18 protein-coding genes and 2 pseudogenes are annotated in these 19,597 nt (G+C 61.4%); 15 read left to right on the top strand and 5 right to left on the bottom strand.

The window, feature by feature from the left end:
- Positions 1-22: 22 nt before the first annotated feature.
- The 9 genes and pseudogenes from XpopCFBP1817_RS10290 to XpopCFBP1817_RS10240 all read left to right on the top strand — a co-directional run bounded on the left by XpopCFBP1817_RS10290 (position 23) and on the right by XpopCFBP1817_RS10240 (position 9,851).
- Positions 23-1,063, top strand: coding sequence for a DUF475 domain-containing protein (locus XpopCFBP1817_RS10290; protein WP_128417058.1), 1,041 nt, complete (start codon positions 23-25; stop codon positions 1,061-1,063).
- A gap of 1,602 nt (positions 1,064-2,665) precedes the next feature.
- The gene (locus XpopCFBP1817_RS10280) at positions 2,666-5,164 is read left to right on the top strand and encodes a ribonucleoside-diphosphate reductase subunit alpha (RefSeq protein ID WP_128417056.1); all 2,499 of its coding nucleotides are present in this window, start codon (positions 2,666-2,668) and stop codon (positions 5,162-5,164) included.
- Between the two features lie 176 nt (positions 5,165-5,340).
- Positions 5,341-6,384: a ribonucleotide-diphosphate reductase subunit beta gene (locus XpopCFBP1817_RS10270; protein WP_128417055.1), complete on the top strand. Its 1,044-nt coding sequence runs from the start codon at positions 5,341-5,343 to the stop codon at positions 6,382-6,384.
- 41 nt (positions 6,385-6,425) lie between these two features.
- Positions 6,426-7,124: a DUF3800 domain-containing protein gene (locus XpopCFBP1817_RS10265; RefSeq protein ID WP_128417054.1), complete on the top strand. Its 699-nt coding sequence runs from the start codon at positions 6,426-6,428 to the stop codon at positions 7,122-7,124.
- Positions 7,124-7,483 (top strand): hypothetical protein, encoded by a 360-nt coding sequence (locus XpopCFBP1817_RS10260; RefSeq protein WP_244171131.1) that lies wholly within the window; start codon positions 7,124-7,126, stop codon positions 7,481-7,483. Before XpopCFBP1817_RS10265 ends, XpopCFBP1817_RS10260 begins: the two co-directional genes overlap by 1 nt.
- Positions 7,484-7,819: 336 nt before the next feature.
- Positions 7,820-8,302, top strand: a complete 483-nt coding sequence (locus XpopCFBP1817_RS10255) for a flavodoxin (protein ID WP_128417053.1) — start codon at positions 7,820-7,822, stop codon at positions 8,300-8,302.
- Complete coding sequence (locus XpopCFBP1817_RS10250) at positions 8,274-8,600, top strand: thioredoxin family protein (RefSeq protein ID WP_128417052.1); 327 nt, start codon at positions 8,274-8,276, stop codon at positions 8,598-8,600. Before XpopCFBP1817_RS10255 ends, XpopCFBP1817_RS10250 begins: the two co-directional genes overlap by 29 nt.
- A gap of 74 nt (positions 8,601-8,674) precedes the next feature.
- Positions 8,675-9,117: pseudogene (locus tag XpopCFBP1817_RS10245) on the top strand (acyl-CoA thioesterase).
- Between the two features lie 32 nt (positions 9,118-9,149).
- Positions 9,150-9,851, top strand: a complete 702-nt coding sequence (locus XpopCFBP1817_RS10240; RefSeq protein WP_167393898.1) for a single stranded DNA-binding domain-containing protein — start codon at positions 9,150-9,152, stop codon at positions 9,849-9,851.
- Between the two features lie 64 nt (positions 9,852-9,915).
- Here the strand turns inward: XpopCFBP1817_RS10240 and XpopCFBP1817_RS10235 are convergent, their stop codons facing one another.
- The 5 genes from XpopCFBP1817_RS10235 to XpopCFBP1817_RS10215 all read right to left on the bottom strand — a co-directional run bounded on the left by XpopCFBP1817_RS10235 (position 9,916) and on the right by XpopCFBP1817_RS10215 (position 14,146).
- Positions 9,916-10,431: a hypothetical protein gene (locus XpopCFBP1817_RS10235; RefSeq protein WP_167393899.1), complete on the bottom strand. Its 516-nt coding sequence runs from the start codon at positions 10,429-10,431 to the stop codon at positions 9,916-9,918.
- 247 nt (positions 10,432-10,678) lie between these two features.
- Positions 10,679-11,617 (bottom strand): 2-dehydropantoate 2-reductase, encoded by a 939-nt coding sequence (panE, locus tag XpopCFBP1817_RS10230; RefSeq protein ID WP_128417051.1) that lies wholly within the window; start codon positions 11,615-11,617, stop codon positions 10,679-10,681.
- Between the two features lie 120 nt (positions 11,618-11,737).
- On the bottom strand, positions 11,738-12,316 hold the full coding sequence (locus XpopCFBP1817_RS10225) for a hypothetical protein (protein ID WP_128417050.1): 579 nt from the start codon (positions 12,314-12,316) through the stop codon (positions 11,738-11,740).
- 1 nt (position 12,317) lies between these two features.
- Positions 12,318-13,121: an ABC transporter permease gene (locus XpopCFBP1817_RS10220; RefSeq protein WP_128417049.1), complete on the bottom strand. Its 804-nt coding sequence runs from the start codon at positions 13,119-13,121 to the stop codon at positions 12,318-12,320.
- The gene (locus XpopCFBP1817_RS10215) at positions 13,118-14,146 is read right to left on the bottom strand and encodes an ABC transporter ATP-binding protein (protein ID WP_244171130.1); all 1,029 of its coding nucleotides are present in this window, start codon (positions 14,144-14,146) and stop codon (positions 13,118-13,120) included. Before XpopCFBP1817_RS10215 ends, XpopCFBP1817_RS10220 begins: the two co-directional genes overlap by 4 nt.
- Positions 14,147-14,181: 35 nt before the next feature.
- Between XpopCFBP1817_RS10215 and XpopCFBP1817_RS10210 the strand changes: the two genes are divergently transcribed.
- The 6 genes and pseudogenes from XpopCFBP1817_RS10210 (at position 14,182) to XpopCFBP1817_RS22885 (ending at position 19,434) form a co-directional block, all read left to right on the top strand.
- Complete coding sequence (locus tag XpopCFBP1817_RS10210) at positions 14,182-15,009, top strand: ferredoxin--NADP reductase (protein ID WP_167393897.1); 828 nt, start codon at positions 14,182-14,184, stop codon at positions 15,007-15,009.
- Positions 15,010-15,144: 135 nt separating this feature from the next.
- Complete coding sequence (locus tag XpopCFBP1817_RS23990; protein ID WP_425479100.1) at positions 15,145-15,621, top strand: winged helix-turn-helix domain-containing protein; 477 nt, start codon at positions 15,145-15,147, stop codon at positions 15,619-15,621.
- 516 nt (positions 15,622-16,137) lie between these two features.
- A complete protein-coding gene (locus XpopCFBP1817_RS10195; protein ID WP_128417046.1) occupies positions 16,138-16,767 on the top strand; it encodes a hypothetical protein in 630 nt (209 codons plus the stop codon).
- Between the two features lie 319 nt (positions 16,768-17,086).
- The gene (gene hglS, locus XpopCFBP1817_RS10190) at positions 17,087-18,454 is read left to right on the top strand and encodes a 2-oxoadipate dioxygenase/decarboxylase HglS (RefSeq protein WP_128417045.1); all 1,368 of its coding nucleotides are present in this window, start codon (positions 17,087-17,089) and stop codon (positions 18,452-18,454) included.
- Between the two features lie 76 nt (positions 18,455-18,530).
- Positions 18,531-18,806 (top strand): annotated as a pseudogene (locus tag XpopCFBP1817_RS10185) (DDE-type integrase/transposase/recombinase); the annotation flags it as partial.
- A 199-nt stretch (positions 18,807-19,005) separates the two neighbouring features.
- Entirely contained in the window at positions 19,006-19,434 is a 429-nt protein-coding gene (locus tag XpopCFBP1817_RS22885) for a hypothetical protein (protein ID WP_244171129.1), read from the top strand.
- The last annotated feature ends 163 nt before the right edge of the window (positions 19,435-19,597 follow it).

Genomic DNA, 19,597 nt, shown 5'->3' with positions numbered 1-19,597 from the left:
CTCTGCCTGCCTGGGAGTGTCAATGTTTCGCGATTTCAGAATGTCGTTCTTTATCACAGCCGTCTGTCTGGGCGTTGCCGCTTGGTGGGGCCACACCACCGCAATGGGCCTGTGGCAGGCGCTGTGGCTGTGTCTGGTGCTGAGCGTGCTGGAAGTGTCGTTGTCGTTCGACAACGCGGTGGTCAACGCTGGCGTGCTCAAGCACATGAACGCGTTCTGGCAGAAGCTGTTCCTCACCGTGGGCATCCTGATCGCGGTGTTCGGCATGCGGTTGGTGTTTCCGATCGTGATCGTGTCGGTCGCCACCGGCATGGGTCTGGTGCCGGTGATGCAGATGGCGCTCAAGGAGCCGGACCGCTACAGCCAGGTGCTGACCGACCATTACCCCTCGATCGCTGCCTTCGGTGGCATGTTCCTGTTGCTGGTGTTCTTGAACTTCCTGTTCGATCAGGACCGCAAGCTGCACTGGCTCGGGCCAGTGGAGCGGTTGGTCGGCAAGCTGGGCAAGGCCGACGCGATGTCGGTGATTGTGGCGGTGTCGGTGCTGCTGGGTACCAAGCTGTTTCTGCCCAATGACATCTTTCAGAGCGTGCTGTTCGCCGGGCTGGGCGGCATCCTGCTGTACCTGCTGGTCGGCAGCGTGGACGCCTTGTTCGAAGCCGAAGAAAGCGAAGACGGCATGGGCCCGGCCAAGCGCTCGGGCATTGCCGCCTTTTTGTATCTGGAAGTGCTGGACGCCTCGTTCTCCTTCGACGGGGTGATCGGCGCGTTCGCGATCACCCGCGATGTGGTCATCATCATGCTGGGCCTGGCGATCGGCGCGATGTTCGTGCGCTCGATGACGGTCTACCTGGTACACAAGGGCACGCTGGACGAGTTCGTGTTCCTGGAGCACGGCGCCCATTACGCCATCGGCGTGCTGGCGATCATCATGCTGGTGGGCACCGTCTATCACGTGCCGGAGGTGCTCACCGGCCTGATCGGGGTGGCCTTCATCGCCACCTCGGTGTGGTCGTCGATCCGCTACCGCAAGCGCAACCACGTCGGTCCGACCGAGATCTGATCCCGCACGGCCGCGCTCAAGGCGTGACGCTGTTCACTTGAGAGCGGCTCATAAAGCGTCTTCGTGGTCATCGGGCGGGCACTGCTGACGGACGGGCGGGCGCCGTTAGGTCTGTGGCTTGGCTGCAGGGCCCTTGCCCGCCCACCATCGCAGGACACGCCGCAAGTACGTCCCTGTAGGCTCTTGCGCGGCATCCATGCCGCTCAAGGTCCCGCGACGGTGAGCGCGCAAGGACCAGTCGAGAGGGTCGGTGTGTACGGGAGGAGCAGTGCTTAATGGGCGTTGTTCGATCATGACGCGCCGGATCAAGTCTGATGCGCAACGCGCTACAAGCAGCTTTCACGCGACCACCGACCAACTTTCTGGTGCGGTGTCCTTGCCGATTGCGGGACCGTTGGCGGCATGGATGCCGCCATCGAGCCCCCAGGGAAGGGTTCACGGCGTGTCCCGCGAGCGGTAAGGGCACCGCGCCCTCGACCTAGATTCGGCAATGGCAAGTTCCTCCCATTGCCGGACCAGAGCAGGTCCGCCACGCGTGCGGTGCCGCTTGAGGCAGGGATCGCACAACTGTGACCAGCTTCAGTGTCGATGGGTGTCGCAGCCAACCCAACCGGACCCAACTGATCGACAAAATTGCCGGTTTGGGCCTTGACTGCGCAGTCCAATTTGACGGGTTCGCAGCCTCGCGCCGACCGTTCGTCAGACAGTGCTTTGTGCCACAAGGGTTTGCAGGTTTTTCCCACATTTGGTGTTGACCCCTTCAAGGTGCCCCACTATATTGGGGTCACTGTCTCTTTTCGTCGCGAGATTTGCAAAGCGCACCACAAAAAAAAGGGCTGCAAGGATGCAGCCCTAAAAAATTCAGTGGGAAGCGAGCCTCCACTGGGTCTGTCGATCGTACAACGCAAGCCGGAAATTATAAAACAACACCGGAACGTTCGGCAGAAAAACTAGGCTCCGCAAGGAGATGACATGGAAAAAAAGCCCGCGCCGAAAGGCTTTAGGTGGGTGTATTGCCGCTATCGCCGAGTTCGTAATTCCGAGCGAATGCTCGACGCACATGATTACGGCCACGAGGCATGGCGGTTCCTAGTTCGCTGCTGAGTCCGTTTCTACGGTAGGCCGGAGAGAGGGGGGCGCAAGGCCCCCCTGTTCATAAAAATGGGTTTGCATCAGGTAAAGATGGGTTGACTGCGCATCAATTTTGAGCATCTAACCGAATCGTTGTTGCGACAAAAAAATAGAACCCAGCAACATCAGTGCATGCCACCAATTTCTACATGTAGTTATTGACCCCTGGTCAGCACCACACTATCTTGTGGCTTGGTCGGCGTTGGTCCGATTTTGCGACGCTGCAGCGAGCGAAGTTTTTTGGCTCTGGAGTGGAGTTGAAGTCGCCTTCGAGTGATATGCGTTACTGCAATCTGCCGTGATGTCGACTGGCTGCGCGTATGCACAACGCGTGGTGCCAAACTGGGCGGTAGCTAGGCCGGTACAGCGCATGCAGACAAAGTTTTTTGCCTGCCGACGCCTCCTCCAGCAAACGCCATGGTTGGCTCCCATCAACAAAGATGGGAAATGTGCCCCACATATGGAGGACGCATGACCACCAACGACACCCTTGCCGCGATCGCCGCCGCTACCCCAGCCACCACCAGCGGTCCCGCCAGTGTCAGCACGCCTGGTTACGGCGCGCCTGAATCGACCGATCCGTCTGATGTTGTGCCGCCTCCCCGCCAAGCCATTGCAATGCACGCACAGACCATCGAAGAACAAACCGTCGCTACCTGGATCACCAAGGAAGCCGGCAATCGCAAGATTCCGTTCGAGCCGGAGCGCCTGGAGCGCGCCATCGACCAGATCCATGCCGAATTCCCGCAGCTGGACGTGGCCGACTACAAGCGCTCGGTGTTCGGCTTCGTGGACCGCAAGGACAGCGTCAACGCCGACGACCTGGTCGACCATCTGATCCGCGAGGCCGAGGCCCGCGTCGATCTGACCACCCCGGAGTGGGAGCACTTCGCTGCGCGTCTGTACCTACGCCGCCTGTACAAGCGCGCCAGCCGCAACCGTTTCTATGACGCCAGCCAGAAGTACGGCTCGTTCGTCGGCCTGCAGGAGAGCCTGGCCGACCGCAATGTCTATTCCAACGACATCCTGCGCCGCTACTCCAAGGACGAGCTGATCGAAGCCGGCAAGATGATCGCGCCCGAGCGCGATACCTTGTTCGCTTACAACGGCCTGTACCTGCTGGCTACCCGTTACCTGGCCACCGACAACTCGCGCGGCGTGTTCGAGCTGCCGCAGGAGCGTTGGCTGACGATTGCGCTGTATCTGATGCAGGACGAGATCGGCACCGGCAAGGGCAGCCGCGAGCGCCGCATGCAGCTGGTGGGCGAGGCCTACTGGGCGCTGTCCAACCTGTACATGACCGTGGCCACGCCCACGCTTGCCAATGCCGGCAAGGTCGGCGGCCAGTTGTCGAGCTGCTTCATCGACACCGTCGATGACAGCCTGCAGGGCATCTACGACTCCAATACCGACGTGGCGCGCGTGTCCAAGCACGGCGGCGGCGTTGGCGCGTATCTGGGCTATGTGCGTTCGTCGGGTTCGGCGATCCGCGGCGTGTCCAATTCCTCCGGTGGCGTGGTGCCGTGGATCAAGCAGCTCAACAATACCGCCGTGTCGGTGGATCAGCTGGGCCAGCGCAAGGGCGCCATCGCGGTCTATCTGGACATCTTCCACCGCGACATCGAAGCGTTCCTGGATCTGCGCCTGAACAATGGCGACCAGCGTCTGCGCGCGCACGACGTGTTCACCTCGGTGTGCATCCCCGACCTGTTCATGGAAGCGGTCGAGCGTCGCGGCGACTGGTATCTGTTCGATCCGCACGAAGTGAAGCGGATCAAGGGCTGGTACCTGCAGGACTTCTATGACGAGAAGAAGGGCGACGCCAACAGCAGCTTCCGTCGCAAGTACGAAGAAGTCGTCGCCGACGAGCGCATCACGCGCAAGACGGTCAAGGCGATCGAGATCTTCAAGCGGATCATGGTCAGCCAGCTGGAAACCGGTAACCCGTTCATGTTCTATCGCGATGAAGTCAATCGCAAGAATCCGAACAAGCACGAAGGCATGGTCTATTCGTCCAACCTGTGCACCGAGATCCTGCAGAACATGAGCCCCACGCGGATGATGCAGGAGATCATCAGCGGCAATCAGATCGTCACTACCAAGAAGGCGGGCGACTTTGTCGTATGCAACCTATCGTCGATCAACCTGGGCCGCGCGATCATCGCGCAGGACGACCAGGCCGATCTGCTGGGCGCCGACGTGCTGGAGCGGTTGATCCCGATCCAGGTGCGCATGCTCGACAACGTGATCGATCTGAACCAGTTGCCGGTGCCGCAGGCCACCATCACCAATCAGAAGTACCGCGCCATCGGTCTTGGCACCTTCGGCTGGCATCACCTGCTGGCGCAGAAGTCCATCCATTGGAATGCCAAGGAGGCCGAGGATTACAGCGACGAGCTGTACGAGCGCATCAACTACCTGACCATCCAGGCGAGCATGCAGCTGGCCAAGGAAAAGGGCACCTACAGCGTGTTCCGCGGCAGCGACTGGCACACCGGCGAGTACTTCCGTGCGCGCGACTACAACAGCCCGCAGTGGCTGGAGTTGTCGGCGCAGGTGTCGGTCAATGGCGTGCGCAATGCCTGGATGCTGGCAGTGGCACCGAACATGAGCACCGCGCAGATCGCCGGCTCCACCGCCTCGATCGACCCGATCTACAGCGCGTTCTACTACGAAGAAAAGAAGGACTTCCGTCGTCCGGTCGCCGCTCCCGGCCTGTCGCTGGACACCTGGCCGTACTACGAAAAGGGCGCCTACAAGGTCGACCAGTTCGCCAGCGTGCGCCAGAACGCGCGTCGCCAGCGGCACATCGACCAGTCGATCAGCTTCAACTTCTACGTGCCCAGCACCATCCGCGCGAGCACGTTGCTGGACCTGCACATGACCGCCTGGCGCGAAGGCTTGAAGACAACGTACTACGTGCGCTCCAACGACATCGACATCAGCGAATGCGAGTGGTGTAGTAGCTAAGCGCATTCGCGCTTCGCTTCCACGGTGCGCGTCGCGAACCGTGGACCCTGCTTCATCAGCCTCTAGACCCCGCCCCTTTGGCGCGCCCCCTGACTTAGGGGGCTTTCCTCCAGAACGATTTGTTGTCGCCGCCGCGCTGCACACGTGCGCAACGCCTGAAATACGAGTAGAAACTCATGTCCGCAACACCGCTTGAACGCATCAAGATTCTGGAGCCGCGTCACCCCAATCGCTCCACCGCCATCATCAATGGCCAGACCTCCGGCATCCTCAACTGGAACGACATCCCGTACCCGTCCTTCTATCGGGCCTACAAGGAACTGTCGACCAACTTCTGGATCCCCGACGAGGTGGACATGAAGGGCGACGCGCGCCAGTACAACGAGCTGTCGGTGCGCGAGAAGAATGCCTACGATTCGATCATCGGCTTGCTGGCCACGCTGGATTCGCCGCAGACGCGCTTCATCTACAACGTTGCCGAATACATCACCGACCCGGCCGCGCATGCTAATGCCGCGATCATCGGCCAGCAGGAAGTGATCCATAACGAGAGCTACAGCTACGTGCTGGCCTCGATCACCGGCCTGGCCGATCAGAACCGCGTGTTCGAGCTCGCGCGCACGCATCCCACCATCATCAAGCGCAACGCGCCGATCATGGGCGCCTACGACGACTTCCTGCGCGACAAGACCGCCGAAACGCTGATCCGCGCGCTGATCCAGTCCTCGATCCTGGAAGGCATCAACTTCTATTCCGGCTTTGCGTATTTCTACAATCTGGTCCGCCAGAACCGCATGACCGGCACCGGCAAGATCATCAGCTTCATCAACCGCGACGAGCTGGCGCATTCCAAGTTCATCAGCGAGTTGATCCGCGCCATCATCGGCGAGAACCAGGCGTTGCAAGGCAACCAGCTCACCGATTACGTGCACAAGGCGTTCGAGCACGCGATCGACCTGGAAACCCTGTGGACCGCCGAAGTGTTGGACGGCATCGACGGCATCGACGTGGATGAGATGATCCGCTACGTGAAGTACCGCGCCAACAAGATGGCCGGCATGCTCGGCATCGAGAAGCTGTACGAAGGCGCCAACGACAACGTGATGCCGTGGATCAAGGCCTACGCCGACAACTTCACCGAAACCAAGACCGACTTCTTCGAAATGCGCAATGCCAGCTACAAGAAGACCAACTCGGATAACGGGTTTGATGATTTGTAAGAATTTCTGCCGCTCATATCTCCAACTACCTGCGAACCCATATGAGATTTGAGGTGTACTGCGATGAGGCGAATCCAGACGTCCTAACGTCTGCTAATCCGCGCGCGCGTTACCTCATGATCGGAAGCCTTTGGCTTCCACAGGAAGTTCGGAATGAGCTTAAGTCGCGAATTGGCGACCTTCGAAAACGACATGGAGCTTGGGGCGAGATCAAGTGGAGCAAGGTTGCGCCTAATCGCCGCAACTTCTACGTAGAACTGGTTGACCTCTTCTTCGCATACGGCGAGAACCTTCGTTTTCGATGTATTGCGGTTGATCGGCCCCAAATTGATCTTTCGCTACATGACGATGATGCGGAGCTGGGGTTCTACAAGTTCTACTACCAGCTTCTTCATCACTGGATTCTCGATTTTAATGAGTATCGAATCTTCTGTGACGCGAATAACAATCGCGATTCGAAGCGCCTACCTGTCCTCGCCCAGTGTCTGTCGCGAGCAAACTTGAGCTCCAATATTGAGAGTGTTCAGTCCTTACCGTCTAACGAAGTAGTACTGATTCAGATGTGTGATTTGTTGCTAGGAGCGGCTAGTAGCAAGATCAATTCTACCCTGATGCCTAACACTGCGAAGTTCACCGTCGTTGGCCGTATTGAAAGCGCATTGGGTCGCGAACTTGGTCCAACGAGCAAGGGCGAGGAAAAGTTCAACCTCTTCAAGATTCGACTTAACGGAGGGTGGTGATGTCGTTGCCTCCCTTAGTTAAGTACGAAACTTCAGCCGAATACCGACACCACAACGAACGTGTCTACTGCCGTGGAAAGATCCAGACACCAGACGAGATCCGAGTCTACTTCGATGCAAAAAAGTTTGACCACGCGTTCTACGAGAGTGCAGGGCGGGATGGGCAGAAGGATACTTTTTCAGAGGTAAGGGCGCAGCGAATCGACTGGATTCAGGCAACCCTTACGCATCCGGACGCCATTCTAATTCAAGGCTGGGATAAAACTGCCAGACAGGTTGACGCCACTCGTCGAGTGGCTGTGATTTATGAAGATTTCGTGGTCGTGATGCGCTGTCACTCAAGCAAGATTCGGTACTAAAGGCCAACTTCATCACGTGCTACCAAGCAGATAGCAGCATAGGAAAGATTCGAAGTTCGCCGACTTGGTCTCGCGAAGAATGCGTCCGTTCGCTTACCAAAGCCAAATAGCAAGCAAAAAAAGGCCGCTGATTCGCTACGCGGGTTCAGCGGCCGAGACCTCGATAGGTTCAAAGCCGATGGGCAGTGAACTCGAGGCGGAGCTTCGCTCAGCCATCGTTAGAGTCAAGTGCGCTTGGCACAGCGCCGAGGTCCCAAGAAGCCGCAGAAGCCAGGAGCAACTGCAAGCTATTGTGTTTAATAAAAATTTTTTCTGAACCCATTAATCATTGAGCAAATGCGCATCCTCCTCGCCCACACCTCGCTCAGCGGCAACACGCGCGATGTCGCGCGTGCGATCCACGCGCGCTGTGAGGAGCTGGGCCATACGGTGACCTGGATCGATGCCGATATCCAGACGCTAGCCCAGGCCTGCCCCGACGGCGTCGCGCATGACCTGTACATCCTCGGCAGCTGGAGCATCAACGCCGGGCGCACGCCGCCGGAGATGAAGCGCTTCATAGAAGAGCTCGTCAACGCGGTCGGCAAGCCGGAGCGCGTGGCGGTGTTCGGCACCGGCGAGACGCAGTGGGGCGAAGAGAACTACTGCGGTGCGGCCCGGCGCATGGCAGCATTCTTCGGCACGCGGTACCCGCGGCTGGAGATTGAACAGATGCCCCACGGCGAACGCGACGCCACCAAGATCCAACGCTGGACCGACCACATCCTTGCTTGTACAGAGACATCCCCCCATGCAGACTCTCCACGCCTCCACGCCTGACGACTACGTCGCCGCCCTGGCTGCGCATCCGCGCTTGCTGGTCGATTACTACAAAGACAATTGCCCTGGCTGCAAGATGCTCGACATGTCGCTGACCAAGTTCGCCGCGAGCGAGGACGCTGCGGGCGTCGCACTTCTCAAGGTGAAGCTGGAAGTGGTCGGCGAGGACTTCTTCCGCTGCCTGGGCTTGCGGCAGACGCCGACCCTGGCCTTGTTTAAGGATGGCGCCGAGGTAGCGCGGCTGGCCGGCTTCCAGTCGCCGGCGCAGGTGGAAACGGCGGTCAAGAGCAGCCTCTGAGTCGTCGATGTAAACCATCTTCGATGCACGTCATCGAAGATCGTGGCCGCACATCCCCCTCTTTGGAAACCCGCATGTCAGATAGCCCGCAGACGCCTCCCCCGACCGAAGTGCGCATGGTCGAGATCGTGTTTCCCAACCACACCAACTACATGGGCACGCTGTTCGGCGGCCAGGCGCTGGCGTGGATGGACAAGGCGGCAATCCTGGCGGCCTCGCGCTATGCGCGGCGTGGATGGTGACCGCGCGCTCGGATCAGGTAGATTTCAAACGGCCGATCCGCCAGGGCCAGATGGCGGAAACCATCGCACGCGTGGTGTCGGTGGGGCGCAGTTCGATCAAGGTGAAAGTGGAACTGATCGCCGAGGACCTGCTCAGCGGTGCGCGCGAACTGTGCACGCGCGGACACGTCGTCATGATTGCGCTTGGTGACGATGGCAAGCCGACGATGGTGCCGCCGTTGCCTGCGCCGCAGGACCGAGTCGGTTGCGGTGGGCGGCAATGGTACGCGCGGTAGACTCGACCTCTTTCTCATAGGGACGTCATGCGATGCGAAGGATCCGCGCGCCGCGCTGGATGGCGGTGCTGATGATGACCTTGCTGCTAGGTGCGTGCCGCGTGCCGCTGCCGGCCGAGAGTGACCGGGCCGTCCAGCCGATGGATCCGGATCGCGTGCTGATCGGTCGCATCCAGGGCAGCGGTGACACCAGTGCGCTGCTTGGGCGAAAGGTGGCCATTGAAGGCATCGTGACCCGCAGCCTGGCGGGCGATACCGACGAGATGGGCCAGGAGCTTGCCGAAACCCTGGGCGATGGCAATCGCGGCAAGGTGGTGGGCTGGTTTGTACAGGACGAAGGCGATGGCGTGGACGCGACCTCCGATGCCGTGTTCGTGCTCGATCAGGGCGATGACACCGGAATCGGTGTACCCGGTGAGAGCGAGTACACCATGCGCATGGGCACGCGTGTGCGCACGGGCGATCGTGTCAAGGTGCGTGGCGTGGTCGCCGAGCTCGCGCAGGACATCGCCGCCGACCAGCCACGCAGCAGTGGCCGTGAGGTCGGTCGCGGCGACCCGGCGGGCAGCATCACCACGATCAAGGCCGGATGGATCACCCTGCTGTCGCGCCGTGAGCGCCGACCGGCGATCGCGTTGGTCGACACGGATCCGGAGCGCAGCGGGGAAGAATCCGCCGAGGCGATGCGCTTGATTGCGCCGGGGTCAGCGGCGCCTGCTAGCGCACGACCCTGAGCAAAAATACTGACGGCTCTGTCGACCGGTGTAGCGCAAAGCCATGCGGCCGCGCGCGACTTGCTTACTCCTGCACCTCGCGGTCCTCGCGCTTGGTTTCTTCCATCGCCTCGGGCTCCAGCTCTTCGGCACTGCGGTTGAGTTTGACGAACACGCCCCAGGCGATCAGCAGCAGCGCCGCGCACATGCCAACGGCAGCTGCGTACGGCAGCTTGGCGGGGTCGTCGTGCATCAGCTCGAAGATCGACACCAGCGTCTCGATCGCCAGCGCAATCACGATCACCACGAAAAAGCGCGACAGATAGCGCCGCACACGCGTGGGGCCGCTGATTTTGACATCGCGCAGGATCTCTTCTTCGAAGATGGTCTGGCCCAGTTCCAGCGTGACCAGCGCCACGGTGAGCATGCCGATCGCCTCCAGCACCACGTTGAAGCGATCGCGCACCACCATGTCGCCGCCGGGCGTAAAGCCATGCCACAACTCCAACCCAGCCATCGCCACCAGACCCGCCGCGCACAGCACGAAGAACGCCAGAATCACCAGGTGACCGGCACGGAACAGGTGGCTGAGCAGCTTCATGGCGAGCACGGCGGGCGAGGGGCTGAAGAGCATCGTGTGCACCGCGTCGTTGCCGCGCGAAGGCAGTGGCAATGCTGATCTTCGACGCGCGTCGTGCGCGGCATCGCATCACACGCAGCCATGCGCAATGCCACCTCGACACAGCAAACTTGATCGCTCACAACCCTTCCCCCCACTTGGGGAAGGTGCCCGCAGGGCGGTTGGGGACGGTTCGCACGCACCCCCACCGCACGCACCCCACTCAACATCAGCTATGCCGCAACACCTGATACGCCTGCAGATGCACATTGGCCGCCATCAGCAGCGGCGCATTGCGGCCGGTCTCGCGCACCCGCTTCAGCATGTCGCCAACGATCTGCGCCGCCTCCACATCCTGGCCGGCTTCCAGATCGCGCAGCATCGAGGCCTTCAACGGCGAATCGACCTGCAACAGCGTCTGCAACGCTTTGGCGCGCGCGCTTTCCGGAATCGGCTGCCCGGCCGCATCGGCGGCCCACAGGCATTCGTTGTACAAGCCGTTGATCAACGCACGTCCATCGTCGGTGGCGACGATCGCCCCGACCGGCGCGCGCATCAGACAGGTGGACGCCGCCAGCGCGGTGAGGAAGCTGTACTTGATCCATTGCTCCTGCGCGATCTGCTCGCTGGCCACATGATCGATGCCGGCCTGCGCGCAGGCCGCAGCAAACGCCTGCACCCGCGCGGACGCGACATTGCCATCGCGCTCGCCGAAGGTCATCGCTGCCGGCTTGCCCAGATGCAGAATCTCGCCCTGCTCGCCCTTGGTGGCGCTGATGAAACACAGCCCGCCCAGCACGCGCGCCGCACCGAAACGTTCGTCCAGCGCCGCGTAATGCCGCAGGCCGTTGAGGATCGGCAATACCATGGTGCGCTCGCCCACCGCCGGCGCAATCGCCTCGATCGCGCTGTCCAGGTCGTAGGCCTTGCAGCTGAAGATCACCAGATCGAACGGCCGCTGCGCCACCAAGGCGGGCAACGCCTGCGCGGTGACCTGCGCCACCGGCAGATCCGCATCGCCGAGCGGGCTGCGAATGCGTAAGCCATCGGCCTGCAGCTGCGCCGCCCGCGCATCGCGTACCAGGAAGGTGACATCGACCCCGGCCTGCGCCAGACGCCCGCCGAAATAGCCGCCGGTGCCACCGGCGCCGAGGATGAGGATATGCATCGGAATCTCCGTTCAGCTTGATGGTTGGGGCGTGTCGGGCAGGATGGTAAGATCGCGACCGGATCGGGGATTCTCGGTCGGCATCAGGCTCTGGCGGAATCGCCGGGCCTTTTGTTTGGGTCAATAGATCTGACTACCCTGGCCAAAGATATTTATTTGGAAATCATGGCCTAGCTTTCGAAAGCTAGCTTCATTAATATGGTTGATGATTTTCTCCATATTTTCCACGAATCGACGCGCTTCTTTCGGTGTTGCCCGCCTAGCCCAGGGTGGATCAGTGTTGGGGATAAGTGGCCTTGACTCTTTCCAATTTTTACTCTCATTTTTTCGCGAATAAGGCTTTGCGTGTGCCACATTGTTACGAAAGCGGAACACCTCATTCACCCATGCATGTGGGATGTTTTGCACCTGACTATGCAGCGCGCTAATCAGGCATAAAAATTTTCGATCAGGCGCAAGGCGCTCGAAATCCTTGATATCTTGAAAACTTCGAAGCATTTGATGTTGGTGCAGCGCATGCCCGAGTTGATTGAAGTAGGCCTCCAACGCGAAGCAGCACATCATCATCGCGCCCAACGCATAATGGTTAGGTTCTTGCTCAGAAGTATCTTCGCTTCTATCGAGAAAAGAGCGTGCTGCATGCGCGAGAAGCGCATGCGAATAGCCCTCCACGCTCTGCGTCACATGCTTGCGATCCATATCAGCTCCGCAAACCCACACCACGGCGCAGCAACCACAGCGCCAGTGCGCTGAGCACCGCGACAAAGCCCAGCATCAGCGCGTAGGCCACCCAGATCGGCACGTCCGAGCTGCCGAGCAGGCCATAGCGGAAGGCGTTGACCATGTAGAAGATCGGGTTGGCGTGGGTGGCCGCTTCGGCCCACGGCGGCAGCAGCTTCACCGAATAGAACACGCCGCCCAGATAGGTCAGCGGGGTCAGGATGAAGGTCGGCACGATCGCCACGTCGTCGAACTTCTTGGCGTACACCGCGTTGACGAAGCCGGCCAACGAAAAGATGACCGCGCCCAGCACCACCGTGCTCAGCGTGACCAGCGGATGCGGGATGCGCACCGGGGTGAAGAACATCGCAATGATCAGCACCAGCGCGCCGACCATCACCCCACGCAGCACCGCGCCGGACACGTAACCCCACAGGATCACCCAGTTGGGCATCGGACTGACCAGCAGCTCTTCCACATGGCGGCCGAACTTGGCGCCGAAGAAGCTGGAGGAGATGTTGCCGTAGCTATTCTGGATCACGCTCATCATCACCAGGCCCGGCACGATGAACTGCATGTAGCTGTAGCCGCCCATCTCGCCCACGCGCGAGCCGATCAGCCCGCCGAAGATCAAAAAGTACAGCGTCATGGTGATGGCCGGCGGCACCAGGGTCTGGCCCCAGATGCGCAGGATGCGCTGCACTTCGCGGCGCACGATGGTGCCCAGCGCAATCCAGTTGCGGCGTGCGTTGGTGGATGCGGTCGCGGTGCGGATCTCGTTCATGGCTGGCCTCCGCTGCGCGGCTGCGTTGGCGGTGTGCCGTTAGGCGCGGGAGGCGTGGTTGTTGTGGCGGTTGCATTGACGGGCGCCTGGACATCGCCGGTCAACCTGACAAACAGCTCTTCCAGCCGATTGCTCTTGGTGCGCATCGAGCGCACCCGGATGCCGGCGCTGCCGAGTGTGGCGAACACGCGGTTGAGGTCCATCGCGCGCGGCATGTCCAGGTCCAGCGTGTGGCCGTCGATGGCGGTGAGCGTGGTGCCTTCGATGACCGGCAATTGCGCCGGCAGCGCGCCGTCGATATCGAACAAAAAGCCTTCCACATCGAGCTTGGCCAGCAGCTCGCGCATCGGCCCCTGAGTGACGATCTGGCCGTGGTTGATGATGGCCAGGTTGCGGCACAGGTGCTCGGCTTCTTCCAGGTAATGCGTGGTCAAAATAATGGTGGTGCCGGCCGCGTTGATTTCTTTGAGCACGCGCCACATGTCGCGGCGGATCTCGATGTCGACGCCGGCGGAGGGCTCGTCCAGGATCAGCAGGCGTGGCTGGGTCATCATGGCGCGGGCGATCATCAGCCGGCGTTTCATGCCGCCGGACAGCGTGCGGCTCATCACCTGGGCCTTTTCCCACAGGTGCGAGCGGCGCAGCTCCGCTTCTGCCAACCGCTCGGCCTCGGCGCGCGGCATGCCGTAGAAACCGGCGTAGTTGACCAGGATGTCGAACGGTTTTTCGAACAGGTTGAAGTTGACCTCCTGCGGCACCAGGCCGATCAGGCGCATCGCATCGCTGCGATGGCCGACCAGGTCGGTGCCGAACACTTCCACCTGGCCGGCGGACAGGTTCACCAGCGAGCTGATGATGCCGATCAGGGTGGATTTGCCGGCGCCGTTGGGGCCGAGCAGGGCGAAGAAATCGCCGGGCGCTACGTCCAGCGACACCCCCTTGAGCGCCTGGGTGCCGTTGTCGTAGGTCTTGCGCAGATCGCACACACGCAGCGCGGGTGCGGTGATGGGAGATGGAGAATTCAAGATGTTCCTTCGCGTCAGCGTGACGGCGCAGCGAGTTGCAGCCCGTTATTATAGAAGCCCGTGGGGGCTTGCCCCGCTCACAGACTGTCCTAAATACTTTCGTGCCTGTTCAATTCCCCCTCAAGCTTGTCGACCGGCGCATGATTGCGCCCACCGTGGCCCACTGCCAGTTTCTGCGTGACGACGGGCAGCCGCTGGATTTCAAGCCCGGGCAGTTCATCCAGATCCATTTCAACAGCGCCGATGGCACCCCGACCAAGCGCAGCTATTCGCTGGCGACCATCCACGACCACGCGTTCGGGCCGGGCGAGGCGGTGGATATCGCGGTGAGCTTCGTGCCGGGCGGCTCGGCCACCGCGCTGTTCGAGAGCCTGCAGATCGGCGACCAGCTGCAGGCCAGCGGGCCATACGGCCGCTTCTGCCTGCCGCCAAACGATCACAACCGGCGCTATGTGCTGATCGCCACCGGTACCGGCGTCACCCCGTACCGCTCGATGCTGCCGTTGCTGGCCGAGGCGATCGCCACCCGCGGCGTGCAGGTGGTGCTGTTGCAGGGCGCACGCACGCCAGCCGAACTGTTGTACGGCGATGACTTGCGCGCGTTTGCTGATGCGCACCCTCAGTTCCGCTACGTGCCGTGCTTCTCGCGCGAGCTGCCTGAGCAGCCGCATGCCGATGTGCGGCACGGTTACGTGCAGCAGCAGCTGGCCGAATGCGTGCCCGATGCGCAAGGCGACATCGCTTACCTGTGCGGCAATCCGGACATGGTGGACAGCTGCGTCGAAGCGTTGAAAGCAGCCGGCCTGCCGAACGTGCAGATCCGCCGCGAGAAGTACGTCAGCCCGCCACCGGCAAAGAGCTGAGGCAACCGGGCAGGCGCCGCGACCAGTTGATCGGCGCCGGTGACCGTTTTACCGAACGGATCTTTCCAGGCTGACCGTTGCCCATGCGCCGGCATTGCGGCTGGTGTCCATCGGCGGGCGTCCCAGCGATGACGCCTGCACCGCTTCCTACTGGTCTACCTGCATCGCCTTGGTCATGGTGTGATGCAGATCGTCAAGCTGACCGGTCCGTCGTCTCCGACAGTGCGTCGCGCGATCGATGGTGACGCGTCAGGCGGGTTGGCGGGGATCAAGCCGAGCCGACGCGACAGGGCTGCTGGTCAGGGTCGCGCGTTGAGCCCAGCCCAGGAGGCGAGCATCCAGCGGATCATCTGCGATCAGCGACCGGAGCAGGTGAAGATGGAGTTTGCGCTGTGGAATCGCGCCGCTGTGACGCAATTGATTGAACAGGAGTGCAGCATGACGCTATCGGTGCGGGGCGTGGGCACCTACCTCGCCCGGTGCGGGTTTACGCCGCAAAAGCCGATCAAGAAAGCGGACGAGCGGCGTCCTGAAGCGGTACAGGCGCGGCTGGACGAGACCTATCCGGCGATTGAGAAACGCGCCAACGCTGAAGGCGCACAGATACAGTAACGAGTGCGCGATGAAACGGACCGAGAACGAACGATACGACCTGCTGCGACAAGCGAACGCGCACAATGGTCGCGCGGATTTCTGCGCGGCACGCACAGCTGATTCTTCTGCTGGCCGAGGGGATGACGTGGGCTGAGAGCCGCGCCAAGCTCGATTGCGGCGACAGGTACATCAACCGCTGGCGCAAGCGGTTGGATACGGATGCTGTCTTGCGGCTGTCACCGGGTCGCGCCGAGCGCCATGGTTTCGAGATTTCCGGCACGGCACGCTGTCGTTGTACGCAGCGTTCAATACCAAGACCGGTGACGTGTTGGGCAAGACTGCCGCGCGACATATTGCGCTAAGCGCGGCGATCGAGCCTGCTGCGCTCACCGCCAGGCAGGCATCGGCCGATGCCCGGTGCGGCATGCACCATTGCCATTCCGAATCTGGGTGCGCCGTGCTTCTTGCCTGACAACTGCTCGCCACGGTTGTCATGGGCGCTGGATCTGCGCTAGGCCTGACACCGGCGCAGGCATGCGGCATCATCGGCGTATGCGTTTATTGCGGACTTCCCTGTTGCGATCTCTGCCATTGCCGATGGCGTTGCTGTTGCTGTTGCCGATGTTGGCGACCGCGCAAACCTCGCCTGCCACCGCGTCAGCGTCCGGCGCGGTGGCAGAGCCGGCGGCGCCTTCGGTGACCCCCGGCACCGGCGATGCCTGGGTAGACCAGCATCTGGCCGATATGGGCAACTATGCGCAGCGCTATCCGGACAGCTTTATCGCCGAAGTGGCGCGCTATACCGGCACACCGCGCGGCTATGTGCAGGCGCTGCTGCAGGTGCATGGCTGGCATGCCGGGGATCTCTATTTCGCCTGTGTCTGGGCGCAGACGCTGCACGTGTCCTGTCGCGACGCTGTGCGTGCCTACAGCCGCGATCATTACGATGGCTGGCAAGGCGTGATCACGCGGCTTTCGGCCAGCCCGGACAGCGTGCACATGCGTGCGTTGCGACATGCCATCGTCGCCAGCTACGACCGCTGGGAGCGGCCGATCACGCTGGATGCGCTGTTGCGTCGCCAGCTCGGCGACCGTGCGCAACGGCTGGAGGCCGCACGCCAGGCCAGCGAAGCGGACGCGGCAGCGGCGCAGGCCGGGCTTTAGCGCGTGTCGTGCACGCTGAACCTCCCGAATGGGTCGGCCGTCAGCGGCACGGAGGTCTGCGCCGCGTGGCTTGCCTTGGCGGGCCGGCCAAGCCGGCGCCACGCAGCGCCGGCTCCGCACCGCTGACAACCCCAACGCATCTCATCCCAGAACGGCATCACACGCTCTGGCGTGGCAAGGCGTACGCAGTCGCCATACCGCGCGACTGTCTGCACGCCAACGCGCTTGCCCGCATGCTGCCGTGCAGCTGGTCGCCGCAGGGCGCAGTCGGCGAGAATGCCGCAACGCTGGCGTTGGCCGGCTCTGCCAAGGCCAGTCCATGCGCGATACCGTGTTTGTCTCCCCCGATCAGATCCGCAGCCTGTTCGCGCAGGCGATGTCGGATATGTATCGCGCCGAGGTGCCGTTGTATGGCGACCTGATGACGCTGGTGGCGCAGGTCAACGCCGGCACCCTGAGCGCCGATCCCCTCCTGGCTGCGCGCTTGCAGCGCAACGATGAGCGCGCGCGGCTGGATCTGGAACGCCACGGTGCCATCCGGGTCGGCACCGCGCAGGAACTGGCCACGCTACGCCGGCTGTTTGCGGTGATGGGCATGCATCCGGTGGGGTATTACGACCTGTCGGTGGCCGGGGTGCCTGTGCATTCCACTGCGTTCCGCCCGATCGACGATGCGGCGCTGTCGGTCAATCCGTTCCGCGTGTTCACCTCGCTGCTGCGGCTGGAATTGATCGAAGACGCCGCGCTGCGTGCGCAGGCCGAACAGATCCTGCAGCAGCGGCAGATTTTCACCGCCGGCGCGCTGGACTTGATCGAACAGCACGAGCGTCACGGCGGGCTGGAGGCGACGCAGGCGCAGCAGTTCGTGGCGCAAGCGCTGGAAACCTTCCGTTGGCATGGCGATGCCACGGTGTCGCTGCCGACCTATCGCGCGCTGAGCGAGGCGCACAAGTTGATCGCCGATGTGGTGAGTTTCCACGGCCCGCATATCAACCACCTCACCCCGCGCACGCTGGATATCGACGCGGCGCAGGCGCAGATGCAGCGCGCCGGCATCGATGCCAAAGCGGTGATCGAAGGCCCGCCGCGTCGGCGTGTGCCGATCCTGCTGCGCCAGACCAGCTTCAAGGCACTGGAAGAGCCGGTGCGCTTTGTCGGCGACAGTGGGCAGGCCCAGCACGGCACGCATACTGCGCGCTTCGGTGAGATCGAACAGCGCGGGCTCGCACTGACGCCCAAGGGCCGTGCGCTGTACGACGCGCTACTGGCGCAGGCACGCGACAGCGATGGTGCGGGCAGCACCGGCGCCGATTACGCCACGCGGCTGCAGACTGCGTTTGTGGCGTTTCCCGACGACGAAGCGTTACTGCGTCAGGAAGGCCTTGGCTATTTCCGCTACGCGTTGACCGACGCCGGCCGCGCCGATCCAGCACAGGTGGCCGCGATGCCGGCAGAAACGGCGATCGCACTTGGCCTGGTCAGCGCCGACCCGATCATCTACGAAGATTTTTTGCCGGTGAGCGCGGCGGGCATCTTCCAGTCCAATCTCGGTGGCGCCGAACAACGCGCCTACGCTGCACATTCTAGCAAGCGCAGTTTCGAGCAGGCATTGGGCGCGCAGGTGCACGACGAGTTTGCGCTGTACGCGCAGTTGGAGCGGGCATCGCTGCAGGCGTTGCTGATATAGCCCGGCAACCGCGCAGCGCCAATGCCGACGCCGGTCAGGTCTGTGCAGGGGCGCCTGTGCGTACTGGCGTGGTAAGCAAAGCTATCCGATTGGTTACTTTCATATCGACATCGCAGAGCTGCAGACGGCCCAGGGCAAACTCTATCCGTTCGTGACCATCGACAGAACGTCCAAGTTTGCGCTCACCGAACTCCATTCCTCGGCCAACAAGCTGGTTGCCGCACAGTTCCTGCGTAATCCCATCCAGGCGGTGCCCTACACCCCGCATACGGTTCTGACGGACAAAGGCACTCAGTTCACCCGCTGCATTTCCGACCGATATGCCTTCGTGCATCTCTTCAGTTACATTTGCTTCTGGATAGCGTTTTAAACATTATTTCGACAATAGATTAATGATATATTTACAGATATGAAAGTAGTCTTGCGCGAAGTGAATGTCATGTACAGTGAAGCTACCTAAACTACCTGATGCTGATCTGCTTCTCCTTTACATGCATCAGCAGGAATAGCGATCAAGACGGCAGGCCATCTACTAACAAAAGGAAGTTGTGATGAGAGAACTCACTAAGGATGAATTGCAGCTTGTAGCAGGTGCAGCCGCTGCAGCAGATGTCGACCCAAGTGAACCACCTACGGACATCCCGCCGATTGTGGTGAATCCTCCCTCTGAATCACCGACTTTCCCTCCTTCGCTGCCACCAGAAAGTCCCCCGCCCCCAACTGGCGGGGGAGGTGGTGGCGGGAACGGGGGCGCTGAGACGGTTACCGGAGAAAGTTGGGAGTACAAAGATTCTGCGGAGCTGGATGGTAGCGGAATTGCTAAAGCGTCGCAGAGCTGGATCAATCCAGATCATAACCTCGCCTTTAACGTTTCGCAGAGCGTAAATTTAACGGATGGCAGCTGGAACCTGGCGGGGAGCGGCAGTTTTACCTGGAATGGGAGCAGCTACTCCCTGGCGATGAGCACGGATCAATTTTAAATTTCGGGATTAAATGCCTCTTACTCCTATGATTGGGGTAGTGGGTTGAAATTTGATTTCACCGTAAAATATGACACCGCAACAAATCAAAGGAGCCTCTAAAAACCCCAGCAATCTGCCATCATTGACTTGACGCCCTGCCAGCGGAGAACGACAGACATGA

The organism is Xanthomonas populi (genome assembly GCF_002940065.1).
Taxonomy (GTDB): Bacteria; Pseudomonadota; Gammaproteobacteria; order Xanthomonadales; family Xanthomonadaceae; genus Xanthomonas; species Xanthomonas populi.
This window is presented reverse-complemented; position numbering and strand designations above follow the sequence as displayed.

What these genes read in the sequence shown, in the direction of transcription:
- hglS (WP_128417045.1), top strand. Translation starts at nt 17,087, where the DNA reads ATGCGCGATACCGTGTTTGTCTCCCCCGATCAGATCCGCAGCCTGTTC.
- XpopCFBP1817_RS10270 (WP_128417055.1), top strand. Translation starts at nt 5,341, where the DNA reads ATGTCCGCAACACCGCTTGAACGCATCAAGATTCTGGAGCCGCGTCAC.
- XpopCFBP1817_RS10220 (WP_128417049.1), bottom strand. Translation starts at nt 13,121, where the DNA reads ATGAACGAGATCCGCACCGCGACCGCATCCACCAACGCACGCCGCAAC.
- XpopCFBP1817_RS10265 (WP_128417054.1), top strand. Translation starts at nt 6,426, where the DNA reads ATGAGATTTGAGGTGTACTGCGATGAGGCGAATCCAGACGTCCTAACG.
- XpopCFBP1817_RS10235 (WP_167393899.1), bottom strand. Translation starts at nt 10,431, where the DNA reads ATGAAGCTGCTCAGCCACCTGTTCCGTGCCGGTCACCTGGTGATTCTG.
- XpopCFBP1817_RS22885 (WP_244171129.1), top strand. Translation starts at nt 19,006, where the DNA reads ATGAGAGAACTCACTAAGGATGAATTGCAGCTTGTAGCAGGTGCAGCC.
- panE (WP_128417051.1), bottom strand. Translation starts at nt 11,617, where the DNA reads ATGCATATCCTCATCCTCGGCGCCGGTGGCACCGGCGGCTATTTCGGC.
- XpopCFBP1817_RS10195 (WP_128417046.1), top strand. Translation starts at nt 16,138, where the DNA reads ATGCGGCATCATCGGCGTATGCGTTTATTGCGGACTTCCCTGTTGCGA.
- XpopCFBP1817_RS10280 (WP_128417056.1), top strand. Translation starts at nt 2,666, where the DNA reads ATGACCACCAACGACACCCTTGCCGCGATCGCCGCCGCTACCCCAGCC.
- XpopCFBP1817_RS10260 (WP_244171131.1), top strand. Translation starts at nt 7,124, where the DNA reads ATGTCGTTGCCTCCCTTAGTTAAGTACGAAACTTCAGCCGAATACCGA.
- XpopCFBP1817_RS10250 (WP_128417052.1), top strand. Translation starts at nt 8,274, where the DNA reads ATGCAGACTCTCCACGCCTCCACGCCTGACGACTACGTCGCCGCCCTG.
- XpopCFBP1817_RS10225 (WP_128417050.1), bottom strand. Translation starts at nt 12,316, where the DNA reads ATGGATCGCAAGCATGTGACGCAGAGCGTGGAGGGCTATTCGCATGCG.
- XpopCFBP1817_RS10255 (WP_128417053.1), top strand. Translation starts at nt 7,820, where the DNA reads ATGCGCATCCTCCTCGCCCACACCTCGCTCAGCGGCAACACGCGCGAT.
- XpopCFBP1817_RS10240 (WP_167393898.1), top strand. Translation starts at nt 9,150, where the DNA reads ATGCGAAGGATCCGCGCGCCGCGCTGGATGGCGGTGCTGATGATGACC.
- XpopCFBP1817_RS10290 (WP_128417058.1), top strand. Translation starts at nt 23, where the DNA reads ATGTTTCGCGATTTCAGAATGTCGTTCTTTATCACAGCCGTCTGTCTG.